The following is a 15,811-nucleotide window of genomic DNA, read 5'->3' as shown; positions in this document are numbered from 1 at the left end:
TTTTGGTTTCTTTTGGGGCGACTGCCAAAAGAGACTCGCCGGGAGGCGAAACAGAGACTCGCAGCCGACTCGATAAGCAGCTCGGCTCAGGAAGCTCTAGCAACACGTAATGCAGACAAAGCCAATTCATTCGCCAAGGGCTGCGCAGCAGCCCCCTGGGGTCCCAAGGGCGAACCTGCGGCCTGCTTGGCGAATGAATTCGCCCCTACAAGGATTCATTCACCGTCTGCTGCCTTACAACTCATCCCTCCGTCCCCCCAACAGCTCCAGCAGGGCCGCCGCCGTCGGCTCGGACGAGGCCGGGTTCTGCCCGGTGATCAGGTTGCCATCGGCGACCACATGGGGTTGCCAGTCCGCCACCTTGGAGTAGTGGCCGCCGTTCTCCTTCAGCACATCCTCCAGCAGGAAGGGCACTACCTCGGCCAGGCCCACGGCGATTTCCTCGGAGTTGGAGAAACCGGTCACCGCGTTGCCCTGCACCAGCGGTGCGCCATCCGGGGCCTTGGCGTTGAGCAGCACGGCTGGGGCGTGACACACGGCGCCCACCGGCTTGCCGGCGGCGTAAAAGCTTTCCACCAGCACGATGGAATGCAGGTCGTCCACCAGGTCCCACATCGGGCCATGGCCGCCGGGGTAGAAGAGGGCGTCGTAGTCGGCCGGCATCAGGCTGTCCAGACGCAGGGTGTTGGCCAGGGCGCGGCGGGCCACGTCATCCTCGCGGAAGCGGTGGGTCGCCTCGGTCTGGGCACCCGGGTCGTCGCTCTTCGGGTCCAGCGGCGGATGGCCGCCCTTGGGTGATGCCAGCACCACCTCGGCGCCGGCGTCGCGGAAGGCGAAGTAGGGTGCGGCGAACTCCTCGAGCCAGAAGCCGGTTTTCTTGCCGGTGTCGCCCAGCTTGTCGTGGGAGGTCAGTACCATGAGGATCTTCATCGTGATCTCCTTGCAGACTCGGTGACGAACGGCCCGGGGCGGGCTATTCCTTGCGCTTCAACAGATCGCCGATGCCGGCGAGTGCCTTGTAGGTGGCGCCTGGCTCTCGCCGGGTGCCGGGTTGTTCTTCGCTGTGCCACTGCTGGTCGGTGTAGCGGGAGTGCTCGTTGTCGTGGCAGTAGAGACAGAGCAGCTCCCAGTTCGAACCGTCCGGGGGGTTGTTGTCATGGTTGTGATCGCGGTGGTGCACCGTAAGTTCGGACAGGCGCTTGCCGCTGAACTCGCGGCCGCAACGGGCGCAGACCCAGGGATACAGCTTCAGCGCCTGTTCCCGGTAACTGTGCTCGCGCCTTTTGCGCTCATCGGCGAGCAACTTGTCCAGCTTGCTCGTCGGGGGCGCCGTTCGTTCCGTGCTCATCCACCGCACTCCCGTGCCTGGGTCTCGAAGAAAGTCTAGACCGGGCACCGGCGATCGATGGCATCCCGTCGCGCGCGCAGCCGCTTCGTCGACCGGGGGTTAGACTCAAGCGAGACACCGTCGGAGACAGGCCATGAACCTTAGCAAGCTTCCGCTGCTGCTGGCGCTCGCCCTGCTGGCAGGCGGCGCGGCGGCGCAGAATCCACCGCTGTTGCGCGCGCCGTTGCAGGCGCCGGCGGGCGCTCCCGGCACGGTCACGCCGCAGCCTTATCCACAGATCGTGCCGCGCGCCGTCACCAGCCCGGTGCCGCAGAGCGGCAACCCGCGGCTAATGAACAATGTCGACCAGGAGCAGCGCCTGCGCGAATCCCTGGAGCAGCGCGACCAGCCGATCCCGGTGCTGGAGAAGCAGCTGGAGCGCAACACCAAGGGTCTGGGCACCAGCACCGGCAATCCCTGATCAGCGCTGCGGCAGGCCGAGCACCTTGAGCAGGAAGGCATATTCCAGGGCGACGTCGCGCAGCGCGTGGTAGCGGCCGCTCATACCGCCATGGCCGGCGCCGAGGTCGGTCTTGAGCAGCAGCGGATTGTCGTCGGTCTTGCTGGCGCGTAGCTTCGCCACCCACTTGGCCGCTTCCCAGTACTGCACGCGGCTGTCGTTGTAGCCGGCCACCACCAGCATCGCCGGATAGGCCTGGGCGCTCACATTCTCGTAGGGCGCATAACCCTTGATCCGCTCGTAAACGTCCGGCTCGTTCGGGTCGCCCCATTCGTCGTACTCGGTCACGGTCAGCGGCAGGTCGGGGTTCTGCATGGTGTTCAGCACGTCGACGAAAGGCACCTCGGCGATGGCCGCGGCAAACAACTCGGGGCGCAGGTTGAGCACCGCGCCCATCAGCAGGCCGCCGGCGCTGCCGCCGCTGATGGCCAGCTGCGCCGGAGCGGTGTAGCCCTCGGCGATCAGGTGTTCGGCGCAGGCGATGAAGTCGCCGAAGGTATTGGTCTTGTGTTCCAGCTTGCCGGCGCGGTACCAGGCTTCGCCGAGTTCGCCGCCACCGCGCACATGGGCGATGGCGAAGACGAAGCCGCGCTCCAGCAGGCTCAGGCGGGCGTGGGAGAACCAGGGGTCGAGGCTCTCGCCGTAGGCGCCGTAGCCGTAGAGGTAGAGCGGCGCGGGCTTACCCAGGGTTTCGCGTCGGGCCACCAGGCTGATGGGGATGCGCGTGCCGTCCGCCGCCGTCGCCCAGAGGCGCTGACTGACATAGGCGTCGGCATCGAAGGGGCCTTCCACCGGGGTTTCCTTGAGCACCTGTTGGGCGCCGCTGGTCAGCTCCAGCTGGCGCACCTGGGCCGGGCGGTTGAGGGCCTCGTAGCGCAGGCGGATCACCGGGCTGTCGAATTCCAGGCTGTCCTGGACATAGAGGCTGTAGGCGGCATCCGGCAGTTGCAGCGGGTAGGGCGCTGCACCTTCCGGGTGCACCTGGATGATCGGCAATCCGCCTTCGCGCAGGCTGAGGACGAAGGCGCCGGCATTCAGGCTGACACCCTCCAGCATGCGCGCCTCGTCATGGGCGATCAGCTCGCGCCAATGGCCGCGGGTAGGCTCGGCCTCGCTGGCCTGGTAGAGCGCGAAGTTGATACCGGTCTGGTTGCTGCGGATCAGCCAGGTCCACTGGCCGCCCAGCTTGCCGTGGTCGGCGTAGTACTCGTGGTCCTCCTCCCGCGGCGCCAGGCAGGTCCAGGCGCCTTGGGGGGTATCGGCGTCCAGCACCCAGGTCTCGCTGGTGGTCTTGCTGTTCAGCAGCAGGATCAGCTGGCGCTCGGAACTGGCGCGGTAGCAATTGAGGAAGAAGCGGCCGTCGCGCTCCTCGAATACCAGCTCGGCAGTGGCCTCGCCCAGACGGTGGCGATGCAGGCGGTGCGGGCGATGGGTATCGTCCAGTTCGCCGAAGAACAGCGTGGCGCTGTCGTTGGCCCAGGTCATGCTGCCGTCGCACTGCTCGAAGGGCAGGGCGCGGATTTCACCGCTGGCCAGTTCCTTGACGTAGAGCTGGTAGGTCTCGTCGCCGCTGGTGTCCAGGCTGTAGGCCAGGCGCGCATGGTCGGGGCTGACGCTGAAGGCGCCGATGGACAGGAAGCCGCCGGCCGCCAGTTCGTTGGGGTCCAGCAGCAGCTCCTCGCGGGCTTCTTCCAGGGTCAGCGAACCGTCGGTCGGGCGTGGGCAGCGGTAGTGGCGCGGGTATTCGTCGCCGGCGGTGGTGCGCTGATAGTAGAGCCAGGGGCCCCAGGGCACCGGCAGGGAGAGGTCGGTCTCGCGGATGCGGCCCTTGATCTCCTGGAACAGCGCCTCACGCAGCACCTGCTGGCCGGCCAACTCGGCCTCCAGCCAGGCGTTCTCCGCTTCCAGGTGGGCGAGTACTTCGGGTGCGTCGCGCTGTTCCAGCCAGCGGTAGGGGTCGTCTCCGGATTCGATTCGGGCGATGGGGGCTTGGGGCATGGGCACTCTCGAAGGCAGGGCGGTCGGGCGACGGCAGGAGCGCCGGAACCGGGAAAAGCCGTTATCATAAGCGCCCTTTTGCCAGCCTTGCCACGGACGCCAATGACTGAAAACGACTACCTGCTCGCGTGGGCCGCCTACGGACTCGCCGCGATTGGCTGCCTGCTGGTCTGGTATCACCTCACTGGCTGGATGTGGCGCTGGCTGCGCGAGCCGCTGCGGCTGCTGGTGGCGGTGTTGCTGCTGACGCCGACCATTGTCGATCCGGCCAAGGACCAGTTCGCCCCAGCCGTGGCCATCACCGCCCTGGACGTGCTCTTCAAAGTCGGCAACAACGCCTGGAAGGCGGTCCTCGACCTGACCATGTACAGCATCATCGCCATCACCGGCTACGTGGTGTTCGTCCTGATCCGCTGGCCCATCGAGCGCAAGGTCAAGGAGATCCGCGCCGCCCGCGAGGCCGAAGCGAAAGCCGAGGAAGAGCCCACCCTGCGCGAGACGAAGCGCGACCGCGTCGCCGACGTGGATACCCGCTACGACCAGAACGGCGACCGTCGCCTGCGCATAGAGCCCCGCCTGTAACCGCCGGGGCCTTGCAGCCTGGCCACGACGCGTTCAGCATGGGCCTTTCCCCGCCAAGGAGTGCCCATGGACTGCGTGTTCTGCGCCATAGCCACCGGCAAGCTGCCGGCCCACCTGCTGCATGAAGACGAGCACTTCCTGGTGCTGCTGGACATCAACCCGCTGCGTCCGGCCCACGTGCTGATAGTTGCTCGCGAGCACGCCCCCTGCCTCTCAGATCTCTCCTCTGCTGCCCGTGAACGGCTGCTGGCCCGCGCCGACAAGGTGGGCCAGGCATTGCGTTGGGCCGGCTATGGCCGCCAGGGAGTCAATCTGTTGATCAACGACGGCCCGGCTGCCAACCAGCACGTGCCGCACCTGCATCTGCACCTGATCCCGCGCCGCCGTGGCGACCTCGTCGGCCTGCTCTGGCGAGCCCTGACCCGCTTCCTGCCCCTTGGCCGCGCCGCCCTGCAGGCGCGTCTGGCGCGCGAAGCCGACCAATTGAAGAACGCCCTGAAGCTGGAATTCTGAACCATGTGCGAACTGCTCGGCATGAGCGCCAACGTCCCCACCGATATCGTCTTCAGCTTCACCGGCCTGATGCAGCGCGGCGGCGGCACGGGCCCGCACCGCGATGGCTGGGGCATAGGTTTCTATGAAGGGCGCGGCCTGCGCCTGTTCCAGGACCCGGCGGCGAGCGTCGAGTCAGAAGTGGCACGGCTGGTCCAACGCTACCCGATCAAGAGCGAGACGGTGATCGGCCATATCCGCCAGGCCAATGTCGGCAAGGTCTGCCTGTCCAACACCCACCCCTTCGTCCGCGAGCTCTGGGGGCGCAACTGGTGCTTCGCGCACAACGGCCAGTTGGCCGGATTCGAGCCGGCGAAGGGGTTCTACTGGCCGGTGGGCGACACCGACAGCGAGGCGGCCTTCTGCAACCTGCTGAACCGCGTGCGCGGCGCCTTCCCCGAGCCGGTGATGGCTGAGATCCTCCTGCCGGTACTGGTCCAGGCTTGCTTCGAGTTCCGCCAGAACGGCGTGTTCAACTGCTTGCTCAGTGACGGCGACTGGCTGTTCAGCTTCTGCTCCAGCAAGCTGGCCCACATCACCCGCCGCGCTCCCTTCGGCCCGGCGCGCCTGAAGGACGCCGACCTGACGGTGGACTTCCAGGCGGAAACCACGCCCAAGGACGTGGTCACCGTGATCGCCACCGAGCCCCTGACCGACAACGAGACCTGGAATATCTACCAGCCCGGCGAGTGGATCCTCTGGCGCCGAGGCGAGATCGTCAGCCAGGGCCGTACCTGATAACCGGAGGACAGGGAATGTTGCGAAGCTATCTGCGCCTGATCCTGTTCACCCTGGGCCTCCTGGTCGGGGTGCAGGTGCCGGGCTTCATCGAGGACTACGCCAAGCGCGTCGATGCCCACCGCCTGGAAGCGGAGCAGGGTCTCAAGGGCTTTCGCGACACTGCGCAGCGCTTCTTCAAGGGCGATCTGGACGCCCTGGTGGCCCACTACCGCGCAAGCTCCGATCCGGTGATGCGCAGCGACGCCGAGAGCGTTGCCCAACTGGTGGCCCGCGACAGCCTGCTGCAGCGCGAATGGCAGGCCCTGCAGGGCCCCTGGTACCAGAGCGCCTGGCATGTGCTGATCAGTGCCAACCCCGAACTGCGCAAGGAAACCCTGGCCGCCTACAGCTACCAGCTCCTGCTGGTGCCCGAAGCCATCGCATGGGGCCTGGGCGTCGGCCTCCTGCTGGCCTGGCTGGTGGAAAGCCAACTGCTGCTGCTCGGCTGGGCCTTCAGCGGCGGCGGCAGCCGCAAGGCGCAGGAGCGGCATTGGCACTAACGCTCACGCCACACATCAATTGCCAGAGAGGGCAGGAATGGTCACTTGCTACCTGAAATATGTTCTGGATCCTTACAAGCTAAGCGAGTTCGAACACTACGGAAGGCTGTGGATTCCGCTTGTCGAGAAGTTCGGCGGTAAGCATCACGGCTACTTCCTGCCTTCCGAGGGGGCAAACAACATCGCGATCGCGATGTTCACATTTCCAAGCCTTGCCGAGTACGAACGCTACCGGCAGCAGTCCATGAACGACCCGGAATGCATCGCCGCGTTCAAGTACGCGGAAGATACAAAGTGCATTCTCAGCTATGAGCGCACGTTCTTCAGGCCCGTGTTTGGTGCTTAGGGGCATCGGCAGGAGTCTCATCAGCAGGATGCCCCGGCGCGCTGACCGGTATCCGGCCGGGTCACCCCTGGCCCGCTTGCGGAAGAGGGGCCGGGGGAGAGGGCTGCAAAACCTCCGGCAGCAGTCTGGGGAACAACATTCTTGTGGGGGCGAATTCATTCGCGAAGGGCAACGCAGTTGCCCCTCCAACACGTCAGGGCAGCCCTGCGGTCTGCTTAGCGATTGAAATCGCCCCCACAACGACTCGCCTCACCAATCCCCAAATGGCATCCGCTTCCAGCTCGGCACTCACTCAACGCAGGGTCATCATGGGTGGCCATGAAGACCGGCAAATCCCGCCGGGCAATCCACAGCTCGCCCTACCACTTCACCACCCCGACGCGCTGGTTGGCCCAGCTCACGGAGGCCCGCTGCGGCGTGGCGTCGGGGCACCGACGCTATGCCTGAACCAGTGAATTCACTTGCTCCATAGCCCGCTCATGAGCCGCCTCAAAGAGGGCCTGAGCATCGGCCAATAACAAACCTGCGGCGAAAGACAGGCGCGCCGCCTCATGCTGGACGAAGTCCCGGTTCTCGCTCTGCTCCACGATCTGCAGCAGGTCCAACGCGGCGGACATGCGCTGCTGGGCTGTTTCGAACAGGTTTTCGGGGCGGGCGAGAGCGTTGAAGAACAGCACATCGCGGTATGGCTGGGCGGGGCTGGGAATGGGCTTGAATTTAAACATGGCGCACCTCCGGTGGAGGCGTGTTGGCCGAGCAGGGCGTGATGCGGCGGTGCGCGGGGGTAAAAGGTGGGTAGTGCATATCCGGTCTCCCTGATTGGAGAAACAACCGCCAGCACTTGCCTCTGACCGCGAGTGGGTGGCGGACCGCGTGAGGGTCAGAGTGCCGGATCAGGGAACCGGTAGGCGTTAAGCCTCCCCACGCGGTCCGCCATAGATGCACAAAGCAGCAGGCAAACAAAAAGCGCCTGAACTCTGTGGCTATGGCGCTACCGCGCCCTGAGTCGTGCAATCGGGCTCTGACCCCCGGTCACGGGATTGACCGTGACGGGCCGGACTCTATAGAGGGCGTTTGTAGGGGCTCAAGGGTAATGTGGCGTAGGAAATTTCTCTGTAGGAAGACGAAGCTGGGCAACCGCAAGCAGCGTAGGAATGTGCCACAGCTATCGAATTGCCGGATTCGGGGAGGGTATCTAGAACGTCCTTGTTGCCATGGCCGGAACCGGCAGCCAAGTGCAGACACTCAGTTACCTGATTGTGAGTCTGTCTCCCCGAACGCCGGTAAATACCTCGAATTACCCGAGGTTGCGCAAGCCCGAACCGGTGCGACTGGTCTAGGCTAGCTCTCATCTCCAGCCATGGGCCCTCGGTCATGAGTCGCCATAAGATCACGCTAGTCATGCCGGCCCCTGCCACCGCTACCTTCGAGGCATTCCACAATCACAACGTGCGTCTGGAGTGGGATACCTTGCTGTCGAAAGCCAATGTGGAAGGTGGAAGTAGCCATCCGTACATCGGGGCGGTGACATTCAACCAAGGGCGCGGATGGATGCGGCCCCTGTCAATGCGGACCCGATTCGTCAACTACCAACCAGGCAAGGTGGCTGCTGCGGTATTGGTAGCGCCAACGGGCGTATTTCAGGAATGGTCGGCCTCAATGCGTCATCGTGATCTGGATGAGGGCACTTCAGAGTTGATCTACACCTTCAGCTTGAAGTTACGTCCGCGCTGGTTTGGCAAGCTTATAGATAGCTGGGTAAATCGCCTGTTCGCGCGTGCAACTCGAAAACGCTTCTTCGCCCTGTCTGAGTACTTGCGGACGAAAAAGCACCATCACTAACGCCCTTTCCCAGCAAAAGGGGCTGAATGATTTGTTTTTATCACTCCAGCCCCTTTTTCACCGACTCGATCGCAGTGGCATGCGCCCTAGGTGCCTCAGTTTTTCTCCGGCATTGCCGAAGAATGGTGGCTGGTGATCAGCCACTGCTGTCCGTCCCACTTGTAGGTGTAGGTGTAGCGAGCTTTTACCTGGGTACCAGTAGCGCCAAAGGTGAAGGTATAGAGCCCGGCGTCAACCGCCGTATTGCAACCAATTTCTATCGTTCTGGAGTCAATCCTGCCCTGCGGTTTGTTTTCCAGGAAGTGATGGAAGTAGTCCTCCTTTTCGGCGGGAGTCAGTCGCGGTTTGTTCGATACGGTGGGAAGAAGGACGGAGCGCTCGGCATAGTTGGCGACAACCTGGTGTGGGTCGCCGGTTTGCAGTGAGCGGTTCCATCGATCGAACAGCGCCGAGATTTCTTGTTCACTGGTTGCCTTGCAGACTTCCGTATGTGCTGTACCGGACTCGAGTTTCGATGAGCCTGAAGTACAGCCCGCAAGGACGACGGCAAGTGCCGCTGACAGGACAGTTAGGTTTTTCATTTTTGATCTTCTTGGATAGGTCGAAAAGCGGTAGGGAATGACTGCTGATTATGCGACGGGGTCCGAGGAGAAGCACGACACGGGTAGCAAACCCGAGTTGCCCAAGGAGTATAGGTGGCAAATCGAACCAGGCGGATGGCATTCCCGCAGCCTCCGGTGGACAAGAAGAGCGTCGTCCACCCTATCAAGGCAATCCCGGGTGGATGAGTTGACAACACCCCAAATCAAAACGGGCCCCGCAGGGCCCGTTCTTATTTGGAGAGGAACTTCATCCCGTCTTCCAGCCCGCGCAGGGTCAGCGGGTACATCTGGTCGTTGATCAGCTCGCGGACGATGTTGGTGGAGGCGGTGTAGTTCCAGGTGTCCTTGGGGTAGGGGTTGATCCAGATGAGCTTCTTGTATTTCTCCATGAAGCGCTTCATCCAGGCGTAGCCCGGCTCTTCGTTCCAGTGCTCGACGCTGCCGCCGGCCTGGGTGATTTCGTAGGGGGCCATGGCGGCGTCACCGACGAAGACCACCTTGTAGTCCGGGCCGTACTTGTGCAGCAGGTCCATGGTGGCGGTGCGTTCGGAGGTGCGGCGCAGGTTGTTCTTCCACACCGACTCGTAGACGAAGTTGTGGAAGTAGAAATATTCAAGATGCTTGAACTCGGTCTTGCAGGCCGAGAACAGTTCTTCGCAGACCTTCACGTGGGCGTCCATCGAGCCGCCGATATCCAGCAGGAGCAGCAGCTTCACCGTGTTGCGCCGCTCAGGGCGCATCTGGATGTTGAGCAGGCCGGCGTCCTTGGCGGTGTGGTCGATGGTGCCTTCCAGGTCCAGCTCTTCCGCCGCGCCTTCACGGGCGAACTTGCGCAGGCGGCGCAGCGCGACCTTGATGTTGCGGGTGCCCAGTTCCACCTGGTCGTCGAGGTTCTTGTACTCGCGCTGGTCCCAGACCTTCACGGCTCGGCCCTGGCGCTTGCCGGCATCGCCGACGCGAATGCCTTCGGGGTTGAAGCCACCGGAGCCGAAGGGGCTGGTGCCGCCGGTACCGATCCACTTGTTGCCGCCGGCGTGGCGTTCCTTCTGTTCTTCCAGGCGCTTCTTGAATTCCTCGATCAGCTTGTCGAGGCCGCCCAGGCTCTGGATCTGCGCCTTTTCCTCGTCGGTCAGCATGCGCTCGAACTCCTTGCGCAGCCATTCCTCGGGAATCAGCGCCTGGAGGTAATCATCGAGCTTCTCCAGGCCTTTGAAGTAGGCGCTGAAGGCGCGGTCGAACTTGTCGAAATGGCGCTCGTCCTTGACCAGCACCGTGCGGGCGAGGAAGTAGAACTCGTCCATGTCGGCGAACACCACGTTGTGCTTCAACGCGTTGATCAGGTCGAGCAGCTCGCGTACCGACACCGGTACCTTGGCTGCGCGCATTTCGTTGAACAGGTTGAGCAGCATGGCTGCACCCTCGTCTGTTTATCTGTAGAGCCTCAGGAGCGCGGCTCCTGGGGCAGGCCGTCGGCGATGTCGTACCAGTCGGCCTTGGATTCCGGGTAGATGTGCTTCTGTGGGATGGGGCCAAGCGGCGAGTCCAGCGTACCCAGGGCAACCGACACCCAGTCGGGGTGGGCGTGTTCGCTGTACCACTGCAGGGTCGAGCCGCACTGCCGGCAGAAGGTCCGGGTTACGCCGGGGGAGGAGTGGTAGTGCGCCACCATTTCCTCGCCCTGCACCCAGCGGAAGGCGCTCCAGCGCACGTTGCCGTAAGTGCCGAACGCCGCGCCATGACCCTTGCGGCACTGGCTGCAATGGCAATGGGTGGCGGACTTTATGGGCGCGTCGATCTCGTACTTCACCGCGCCGCACAGGCAACTGCCCCTATGCATGGCTACACCTTCTCCCTAAGCGCTTATCCCGTAGGAGCGAGCTTGCTCGCGAACATGGGCGAACGGCTTCGCGAGCAAGCTCGCTCCTACAACGACGGATTGTTCGGCCTCAACGGCTGGCGCGGCGGGCCATGAAGGCCAGGCGTTCCAGCAGCTGCACGTCCTGCTCGTTCTTCACCAGGGCGCCCGCCAGCGGCGGGATGGCCTTGGTGGGGTCGCGCTCGCGGAGCACGGCTTCGCCGATGTTGTCGGCCATCAGCAGCTTCAGCCAGTCCACCAGTTCGGAGGTGGAGGGCTTCTTCTTCAGGCCCGGCACTTTGCGCACGTCGAAGAACACATCCAGGGCTTCGGAAACCAGGTCAGCCTTGATGTTCGGGTAGTGCACGTCGACGATCTTCTGCAGGGTGTCGCGATCGGGGAAGGCGATGTAGTGGAAGAAGCAGCGGCGCAGGAAGGCGTCCGGCAGTTCCTTCTCGTTGTTCGAGGTGATGATGATGATCGGGCGCTGCTTGGCCTTGATGGTCTCGTTGGTCTCGTAAACGTAGAACTCCATCTTGTCGAGTTCCTGCAACAGGTCGTTGGGGAACTCGATGTCGGCCTTGTCGATCTCGTCGATCAGCAGGATGACCCGCTCCTCGGACTCGAAGGCCTCCCACAGCTTGCCTTTCTTGATGTAGTTGCGAACGTCGTGGACCTTGTCGGAATTCAGCTGGGAATCGCGCAGGCGGCTCACGGCGTCGTATTCGTAGAGGCCCTGGTGCGCCTTGGTGGTGGACTTGATATGCCAGGTGATCAGCTTGGCGCCGAAGGAGGCGGCCAGTTGCTCGGCCAGCATGGTCTTGCCGGTACCCGGTTCGCCCTTGACCAGCAGCGGGCGCTGCAAGGTGATGGCGGCATTCACCGCGAGCTTGAGGTCGTCGGTGGCGACGTAGGACTGGGTGCCTTCGAACTTCATCAGGTATTCCTCGGACTCGGGCGCCTCGGTACGAAACCGGGCGGTTCAGTATTTGGGAAAAGCCCGACTATAACGCGCGCACGAGTCGACTGTGAACGCAGACGCTTCATTCAGTCACTGAATGGGCGGTCACTCGTCCGTATTGGCGCAATTGCCATGGCCGCTAGTCATCCTGCTGTGGCGGCGCCAGTTCGAAGCGGTTGGTGAAGGCCTCGATGAAGGCATTGCGCAGGATTGCGAGGAAGGCCTGGAAAGCGCTGATGTCCTGGCGGTGGATGTTGCCATGCAGCTCCACGCGGGTGGCGAACTGGTCGCGTTGCTGGTTCTTCAGCACCGATTCCCCGCCGCCCACCAGGGCCTCCCAGAGTGAGCGGAGAAAGCCCTTGTCGTTGTTCTCCACGTCCTGCTGCCAGTCGAACACATCGACCTTGCGCAGTAGCGGCTTGATATAGCCGCTGAGCTGGCCATCGTCGGCGCGGGCTTCGATCACCAGGTCGCCCTTGCCGGCCTTGAAGTCGAACCTGCCGTAGGCGCGGGAGAAGTCGTTGAGCCTTGGCAGGTCGATATCCCGGGTTCGCAGGCGCAGTTCGAAATCCTCGAAGTCCTTGAACGGGTCGAAGGTCGCCTGCACTTCGAGTGGCGCGTTGCCCAGTACCAGCGCCGTGCCCTCCAGGCGGGCTACCCGCTCGCCGCCGCTGTCGGCGACGTTGGTCAGGTTGTAGAGGCTGGCATTCACCCCGGCGGCGTCAATATCCACCTTTGGCCTGGACTTGAAGTTGTGAAAGGAGATTCGGCCATTCACTACCCGCACCTCGTCGAGGGTGAGGGGCAACAGCTTGTCCAGTTGTTCGCGCCAGTCCGTGCCGGCACCGGTCTGGGACTCCTCCTCGTTGGCGCCGCCATCGACGAAGTTCACTTCCGGCGCCTCGAAGATCGCCCGCGCGACCACGGCGTGGTGATACCAGAGGGCGTGCCAGCTCACCGCCAGCTCGATGCCCGGCGCCTCCACGAACGGCACCGGCACCTTGCCTCCGACCTTGACGATGGACAGGTCGTTGACGCGATAGGCGCCACGCCACCAGGCCGGGTCGACGTCGGCAACGTGGCCATGGTACTCGCCCAGGTTGGCGAGCCTGTCGTTGAGGTATTCGCGGATCAGCCAGGGCAGGGCCAGGTGGGCCGCCACCAGCAGCAGGACGAGGGCCAGGATCGCGCCGAGGGGCAGGCTGTAGCGTCGTTTCATGGGGCTTCCGCCATGGGGGCGTCTCTTTCGGTGGACTGCCCATCTGCCCCTCGAGTTCGGCTGGACTGCACGGGGCCGCCAGCATAGGCTGGTCAGCTTTATTCGCCCTCAACCTCTAGGGACAGGAATCATGAGCCGTATCTACGCAGACAACTCCCAAGCCATCGGCAACACCCCCCTGGTGCGCATCAACCACCTGGGCCCGCGTGGCGTGACCATCCTCGCCAAGATCGAGGGCCGCAACCCGGCCTACTCGGTGAAATGCCGCATCGGCGCCAGCATGATCTGGGACGCGGAGGTTTCCGGCCGGCTCAAGCCGGGCATGACCCTGGTCGAACCCACCTCCGGCAACACCGGCATCGGCCTGGCCTTCGTCGCCGCTGCCCGTGGCTACAAGCTGATCCTCACCATGCCGGCTTCCATGAGCCTGGAGCGGCGCAAGGTGCTCAAGGCCCTGGGCGCCGAGCTGGTGCTCACCGAGCCGGCCAAGGGCATGAAGGGCGCCATCGAGAAGGCCAACGAGCTGGCGGCTGAAAATCCCGAGCAGTACCTGCTGCTGCAGCAGTTCGAGAACCCGGCCAACCCGGCCATCCACGAGAAGACCACCGGCCCGGAGATCTGGAACGACACCGAAGGCGCGGTGGACGTGCTGGTAGCCGGCGTCGGCACCGGCGGCACCATCACCGGCGTATCCCGGTACATCAAGCAGACCTGCGGCAAGCCGATCCTCTCGGTGGCGGTGGAGCCAGTGACCTCGCCCGTGATCAGCCAGACCCTGGCCGGTGACGAGGTCAAGCCCAGCCCGCACAAGATCCAGGGCATTGGCGCAGGCTTCGTGCCGAAGAACCTCGACCTGACCATGGTCGACCGCGTCGAGCAGAGCAGCGACGACGAAGCCAAGGCCATGGCCCTGCGCCTGATGCGCGAAGAAGGCATCCTCTGCGGCATCTCCTCAGGCGCCGCCATGGCGGTGGCGGTGCGTCTGGCCGAGCGTCCGGAAATGGAGGGCAAGACCCTGGTGGTGATCCTGCCCGACTCGGGTGAGCGCTACCTCTCCAGCATGTTGTTCGACGGCCTGTTCACCGAACAGGAGCTCCAGCAGTAAACCGGCGCGGGCGGCCCTGAGCCGCCCTGTGTCTTCTGGCAAGCGAAGCGCAGGCGCAGCGCTTCCTCGCGGGTCCGCTGGGACTTGTCGCGGATTGTCAGTGAGGGCCGCGGTAGAGAAGCTGGAACCCCCGCCCGGCGGGTCTCGAACCACAAGCAGCCAGGACACAAAGACAATGAGAAGCTCCTTCGCGCCCCTCCTACTGACGCTGGCCATGTCCACCGCCGCCCAGGCGGCTGGCACGGTGAAGATCTACAACTGGAGCGAGTACATCGCCCCGGACACCGTCGCGAACTTCAGCAAGGAAACCGGCATCCAGGCCAGCTACGACGTCTACGACAGCAACGAGACCCTCGACGGCAAGCTGATGACCGGCAAATCCGGCTACGACGTGGTAGTGCCCTCCAACCACTTCATGGCCAAGCAGATCCAGGCCGGCGCCTTGAAGAAGCTGGACAAGGCCCAGCTTCCCAACTGGAAGAACCTCAACCCGGTGCTGCTGAAAGCGCTGGAGGTCAACGACCCGGGCAACCAGTACGGCTTCCCCTACCTCTGGGGCAGTACCGGCATCGGCTACAACGTCGACAAGGTCAAGGCGGTGCTCGGCGACAACGCCCCGGTGGACTCCTGGGACCTGTTCTTCAAGCCGGAGAACATGGAGAAGCTCGCCAAGTGCGGCGTCGCCGTGCTCGACAACGGCCCGGAGCTGCTGCCCATCACCCTCAACTACCTGGGCCTGCCGCACCACAGCCAGAATTCCGAGGACTACAAGACCGCCCAGGCCGAGCTGATGAAGGTGCGCCCCTACATCACCTACTTCCATTCCTCGAAGTACGTCAGCGACCTGGCCAACGGCGACATCTGCGTGGCTGTGGGCTTCTCCGGTGACATCCTGCAGGCCGCCACTCGCGCCAAGGAAGCAGGCAATGGCGTGAACATCCAGTACTCCACGCCCAGGGAAGGCTCGCCGCTCTGGTTCGACATGATCGCCATGCCCGCCGACGCCCCTGACGTAGCGGCCGGCTATGCCTTCATGAACTACCTGTTGCGCCCCGAGGTGATGGCTGGCGTCAGCAACTTCGTGCACTACGCCAACGGCAACGTCGCCGCCGACCCCATGGTCGAAGCCGGGATCAAGGCCGACCCGGCGATCTACCCGCCGGCCGAGGTGATGAAGAGCCTGTTTGCCCTGGAGTCCATGCCGCAGAAGATCGATCGCTTGCGCACGCGGGTGTGGAATGCGGTGAAGACTGGGCGCTAGGCCTGCTCGGACTGCCCCCTCTCCCTTTGGGAGAGGGCTGGGGTGAGGGATGCCGCCGATCGCACGGGGCAACCTTCTCTTGTAGGGGCGAATTCATTCGCCAAGCAGGCCGCAGGACTGCCCTTGGGGACGCCAATGGGGCTGCTGCGCATCCCTTGGCGAATGAATTGGCTATGTCGGCGTTAGCTGTTGCAGCACCGAATAGAGGCGTCTAGTACGGCTCTTTCAGACCTCCGCGCCTGCCTGATGTTGTAGTGGTCAACCCATCCCGGACAGTGGGTTGAGTTTTTCTTCGGCTACCGCAGGCGGTAGCCCGTCGTTGTACTGATGCGGCCTGATCCAGTTGTAGCGGTGCATCAGG

18 protein-coding genes are annotated in these 15,811 nt (G+C 63.8%); 9 read left to right on the top strand and 9 right to left on the bottom strand.

Annotation, left to right across the window (positions count from 1 at the left end; translation table 11 throughout):
- Positions 1-234 precede the first annotated feature (234 nt).
- Positions 235-930, bottom strand: coding sequence for a type 1 glutamine amidotransferase domain-containing protein (locus tag E8F11_RS29570; RefSeq protein ID WP_280292479.1), 696 nt, complete (start codon positions 928-930; stop codon positions 235-237).
- A 43-nt stretch (positions 931-973) separates the two neighbouring features.
- Complete coding sequence (locus E8F11_RS29565; RefSeq protein WP_280292478.1) at positions 974-1,348, bottom strand: YajD family HNH nuclease; 375 nt, start codon at positions 1,346-1,348, stop codon at positions 974-976.
- 133 nt (positions 1,349-1,481) lie between these two features.
- Between E8F11_RS29565 and E8F11_RS29560 the strand changes: the two genes are divergently transcribed.
- Positions 1,482-1,808: a hypothetical protein gene (locus tag E8F11_RS29560; RefSeq protein WP_280292477.1), complete on the top strand. Its 327-nt coding sequence runs from the start codon at positions 1,482-1,484 to the stop codon at positions 1,806-1,808.
- On the opposite strand, the gene E8F11_RS29555 is transcribed toward E8F11_RS29560, so the two are convergent.
- Positions 1,809-3,851 (bottom strand): S9 family peptidase, encoded by a 2,043-nt coding sequence (locus E8F11_RS29555; protein WP_280292476.1) that lies wholly within the window; start codon positions 3,849-3,851, stop codon positions 1,809-1,811.
- A 96-nt stretch (positions 3,852-3,947) separates the two neighbouring features.
- Here E8F11_RS29555 and E8F11_RS29550 point away from each other — a divergent pair, with 96 nt between their 5' ends.
- The 5 genes from E8F11_RS29550 (at position 3,948) to E8F11_RS29530 (ending at position 6,605) form a co-directional block, all read left to right on the top strand.
- Positions 3,948-4,427, top strand: a complete 480-nt coding sequence (locus E8F11_RS29550; protein ID WP_280292475.1) for an MFS transporter — start codon at positions 3,948-3,950, stop codon at positions 4,425-4,427.
- A 66-nt stretch (positions 4,428-4,493) separates the two neighbouring features.
- Positions 4,494-4,940, top strand: a complete 447-nt coding sequence (locus E8F11_RS29545; protein ID WP_280292474.1) for an HIT family protein — start codon at positions 4,494-4,496, stop codon at positions 4,938-4,940.
- 3 nt (positions 4,941-4,943) lie between these two features.
- Complete coding sequence (locus E8F11_RS29540) at positions 4,944-5,717, top strand: class II glutamine amidotransferase (RefSeq protein ID WP_280292473.1); 774 nt, start codon at positions 4,944-4,946, stop codon at positions 5,715-5,717.
- Positions 5,718-5,734: 17 nt separating this feature from the next.
- Complete coding sequence (locus tag E8F11_RS29535) at positions 5,735-6,259, top strand: DUF2937 family protein (protein ID WP_280292472.1); 525 nt, start codon at positions 5,735-5,737, stop codon at positions 6,257-6,259.
- A 37-nt stretch (positions 6,260-6,296) separates the two neighbouring features.
- The gene (locus tag E8F11_RS29530) at positions 6,297-6,605 is read left to right on the top strand and encodes an NIPSNAP family protein (RefSeq protein WP_280292471.1); all 309 of its coding nucleotides are present in this window, start codon (positions 6,297-6,299) and stop codon (positions 6,603-6,605) included.
- A gap of 437 nt (positions 6,606-7,042) precedes the next feature.
- Here the strand turns inward: E8F11_RS29530 and E8F11_RS29525 are convergent, their stop codons facing one another.
- Positions 7,043-7,330, bottom strand: a complete 288-nt coding sequence (locus E8F11_RS29525) for a hypothetical protein (RefSeq protein WP_280292470.1) — start codon at positions 7,328-7,330, stop codon at positions 7,043-7,045.
- 649 nt (positions 7,331-7,979) lie between these two features.
- Here E8F11_RS29525 and E8F11_RS29520 point away from each other — a divergent pair.
- Entirely contained in the window at positions 7,980-8,447 is a 468-nt protein-coding gene (locus E8F11_RS29520) for a hypothetical protein (protein ID WP_280292469.1), read from the top strand.
- Positions 8,448-8,542: 95 nt separating this feature from the next.
- On the opposite strand, the gene E8F11_RS29515 is transcribed toward E8F11_RS29520, so the two are convergent.
- The 5 genes from E8F11_RS29515 to E8F11_RS29495 all read right to left on the bottom strand — a co-directional run bounded on the left by E8F11_RS29515 (position 8,543) and on the right by E8F11_RS29495 (position 13,084).
- Positions 8,543-9,028, bottom strand: coding sequence for an SgcJ/EcaC family oxidoreductase (locus E8F11_RS29515; protein WP_280292468.1), 486 nt, complete (start codon positions 9,026-9,028; stop codon positions 8,543-8,545).
- Between the two features lie 251 nt (positions 9,029-9,279).
- Positions 9,280-10,458, bottom strand: a complete 1,179-nt coding sequence (locus E8F11_RS29510; protein ID WP_280292467.1) for a VWA domain-containing protein — start codon at positions 10,456-10,458, stop codon at positions 9,280-9,282.
- 32 nt (positions 10,459-10,490) lie between these two features.
- Positions 10,491-10,886 carry a GFA family protein gene (locus E8F11_RS29505; protein ID WP_280292466.1) on the bottom strand — a complete coding sequence of 132 codons (396 nt, stop codon included), beginning with the start codon at positions 10,884-10,886 and terminating at the stop codon, positions 10,491-10,493.
- A gap of 109 nt (positions 10,887-10,995) precedes the next feature.
- Complete coding sequence (locus E8F11_RS29500; protein ID WP_280292465.1) at positions 10,996-11,841, bottom strand: MoxR family ATPase; 846 nt, start codon at positions 11,839-11,841, stop codon at positions 10,996-10,998.
- A 163-nt stretch (positions 11,842-12,004) separates the two neighbouring features.
- Positions 12,005-13,084 carry a DUF748 domain-containing protein gene (locus tag E8F11_RS29495; RefSeq protein WP_280292464.1) on the bottom strand — a complete coding sequence of 360 codons (1,080 nt, stop codon included), beginning with the start codon at positions 13,082-13,084 and terminating at the stop codon, positions 12,005-12,007.
- A 130-nt stretch (positions 13,085-13,214) separates the two neighbouring features.
- On the opposite strand from E8F11_RS29495, the gene cysK reads away from it, so the two are divergent.
- Together cysK and E8F11_RS29485 are read left to right on the top strand one after the other, a co-directional pair.
- Positions 13,215-14,189, top strand: coding sequence for a cysteine synthase A (cysK, locus tag E8F11_RS29490; RefSeq protein WP_280292463.1), 975 nt, complete (start codon positions 13,215-13,217; stop codon positions 14,187-14,189).
- Between the two features lie 175 nt (positions 14,190-14,364).
- Positions 14,365-15,450 (top strand): polyamine ABC transporter substrate-binding protein, encoded by a 1,086-nt coding sequence (locus tag E8F11_RS29485; RefSeq protein WP_280292462.1) that lies wholly within the window; start codon positions 14,365-14,367, stop codon positions 15,448-15,450.
- Positions 15,451-15,811: the final 361 nt, after the last annotated feature.

Source organism: Pseudomonas sp. BN417, assembly GCF_029871205.1.
Lineage (GTDB): Bacteria > Pseudomonadota > Gammaproteobacteria > Pseudomonadales > Pseudomonadaceae > Metapseudomonas.
This window is presented reverse-complemented; position numbering and strand designations above follow the sequence as displayed.

Coding starts and splice junctions, on each gene's coding strand:
- E8F11_RS29570 (WP_280292479.1), bottom strand. CDS start 930: ATGAAGATCCTCATGGTACTGACCTCCCACGACAAGCTGGGCGACACC.
- E8F11_RS29565 (WP_280292478.1), bottom strand. CDS start 1,348: ATGAGCACGGAACGAACGGCGCCCCCGACGAGCAAGCTGGACAAGTTG.
- E8F11_RS29560 (WP_280292477.1), top strand. CDS start 1,482: ATGAACCTTAGCAAGCTTCCGCTGCTGCTGGCGCTCGCCCTGCTGGCA.
- E8F11_RS29550 (WP_280292475.1), top strand. CDS start 3,948: ATGACTGAAAACGACTACCTGCTCGCGTGGGCCGCCTACGGACTCGCC.
- E8F11_RS29545 (WP_280292474.1), top strand. CDS start 4,494: ATGGACTGCGTGTTCTGCGCCATAGCCACCGGCAAGCTGCCGGCCCAC.
- E8F11_RS29540 (WP_280292473.1), top strand. CDS start 4,944: ATGTGCGAACTGCTCGGCATGAGCGCCAACGTCCCCACCGATATCGTC.
- E8F11_RS29535 (WP_280292472.1), top strand. CDS start 5,735: ATGTTGCGAAGCTATCTGCGCCTGATCCTGTTCACCCTGGGCCTCCTG.
- E8F11_RS29530 (WP_280292471.1), top strand. CDS start 6,297: ATGGTCACTTGCTACCTGAAATATGTTCTGGATCCTTACAAGCTAAGC.
- E8F11_RS29525 (WP_280292470.1), bottom strand. CDS start 7,330: ATGTTTAAATTCAAGCCCATTCCCAGCCCCGCCCAGCCATACCGCGAT.
- E8F11_RS29520 (WP_280292469.1), top strand. CDS start 7,980: ATGAGTCGCCATAAGATCACGCTAGTCATGCCGGCCCCTGCCACCGCT.
- E8F11_RS29515 (WP_280292468.1), bottom strand. CDS start 9,028: ATGAAAAACCTAACTGTCCTGTCAGCGGCACTTGCCGTCGTCCTTGCG.
- E8F11_RS29510 (WP_280292467.1), bottom strand. CDS start 10,458: ATGCTGCTCAACCTGTTCAACGAAATGCGCGCAGCCAAGGTACCGGTG.
- E8F11_RS29505 (WP_280292466.1), bottom strand. CDS start 10,886: ATGCATAGGGGCAGTTGCCTGTGCGGCGCGGTGAAGTACGAGATCGAC.
- E8F11_RS29500 (WP_280292465.1), bottom strand. CDS start 11,841: ATGAAGTTCGAAGGCACCCAGTCCTACGTCGCCACCGACGACCTCAAG.
- E8F11_RS29495 (WP_280292464.1), bottom strand. CDS start 13,084: ATGAAACGACGCTACAGCCTGCCCCTCGGCGCGATCCTGGCCCTCGTC.
- cysK (WP_280292463.1), top strand. CDS start 13,215: ATGAGCCGTATCTACGCAGACAACTCCCAAGCCATCGGCAACACCCCC.
- E8F11_RS29485 (WP_280292462.1), top strand. CDS start 14,365: ATGAGAAGCTCCTTCGCGCCCCTCCTACTGACGCTGGCCATGTCCACC.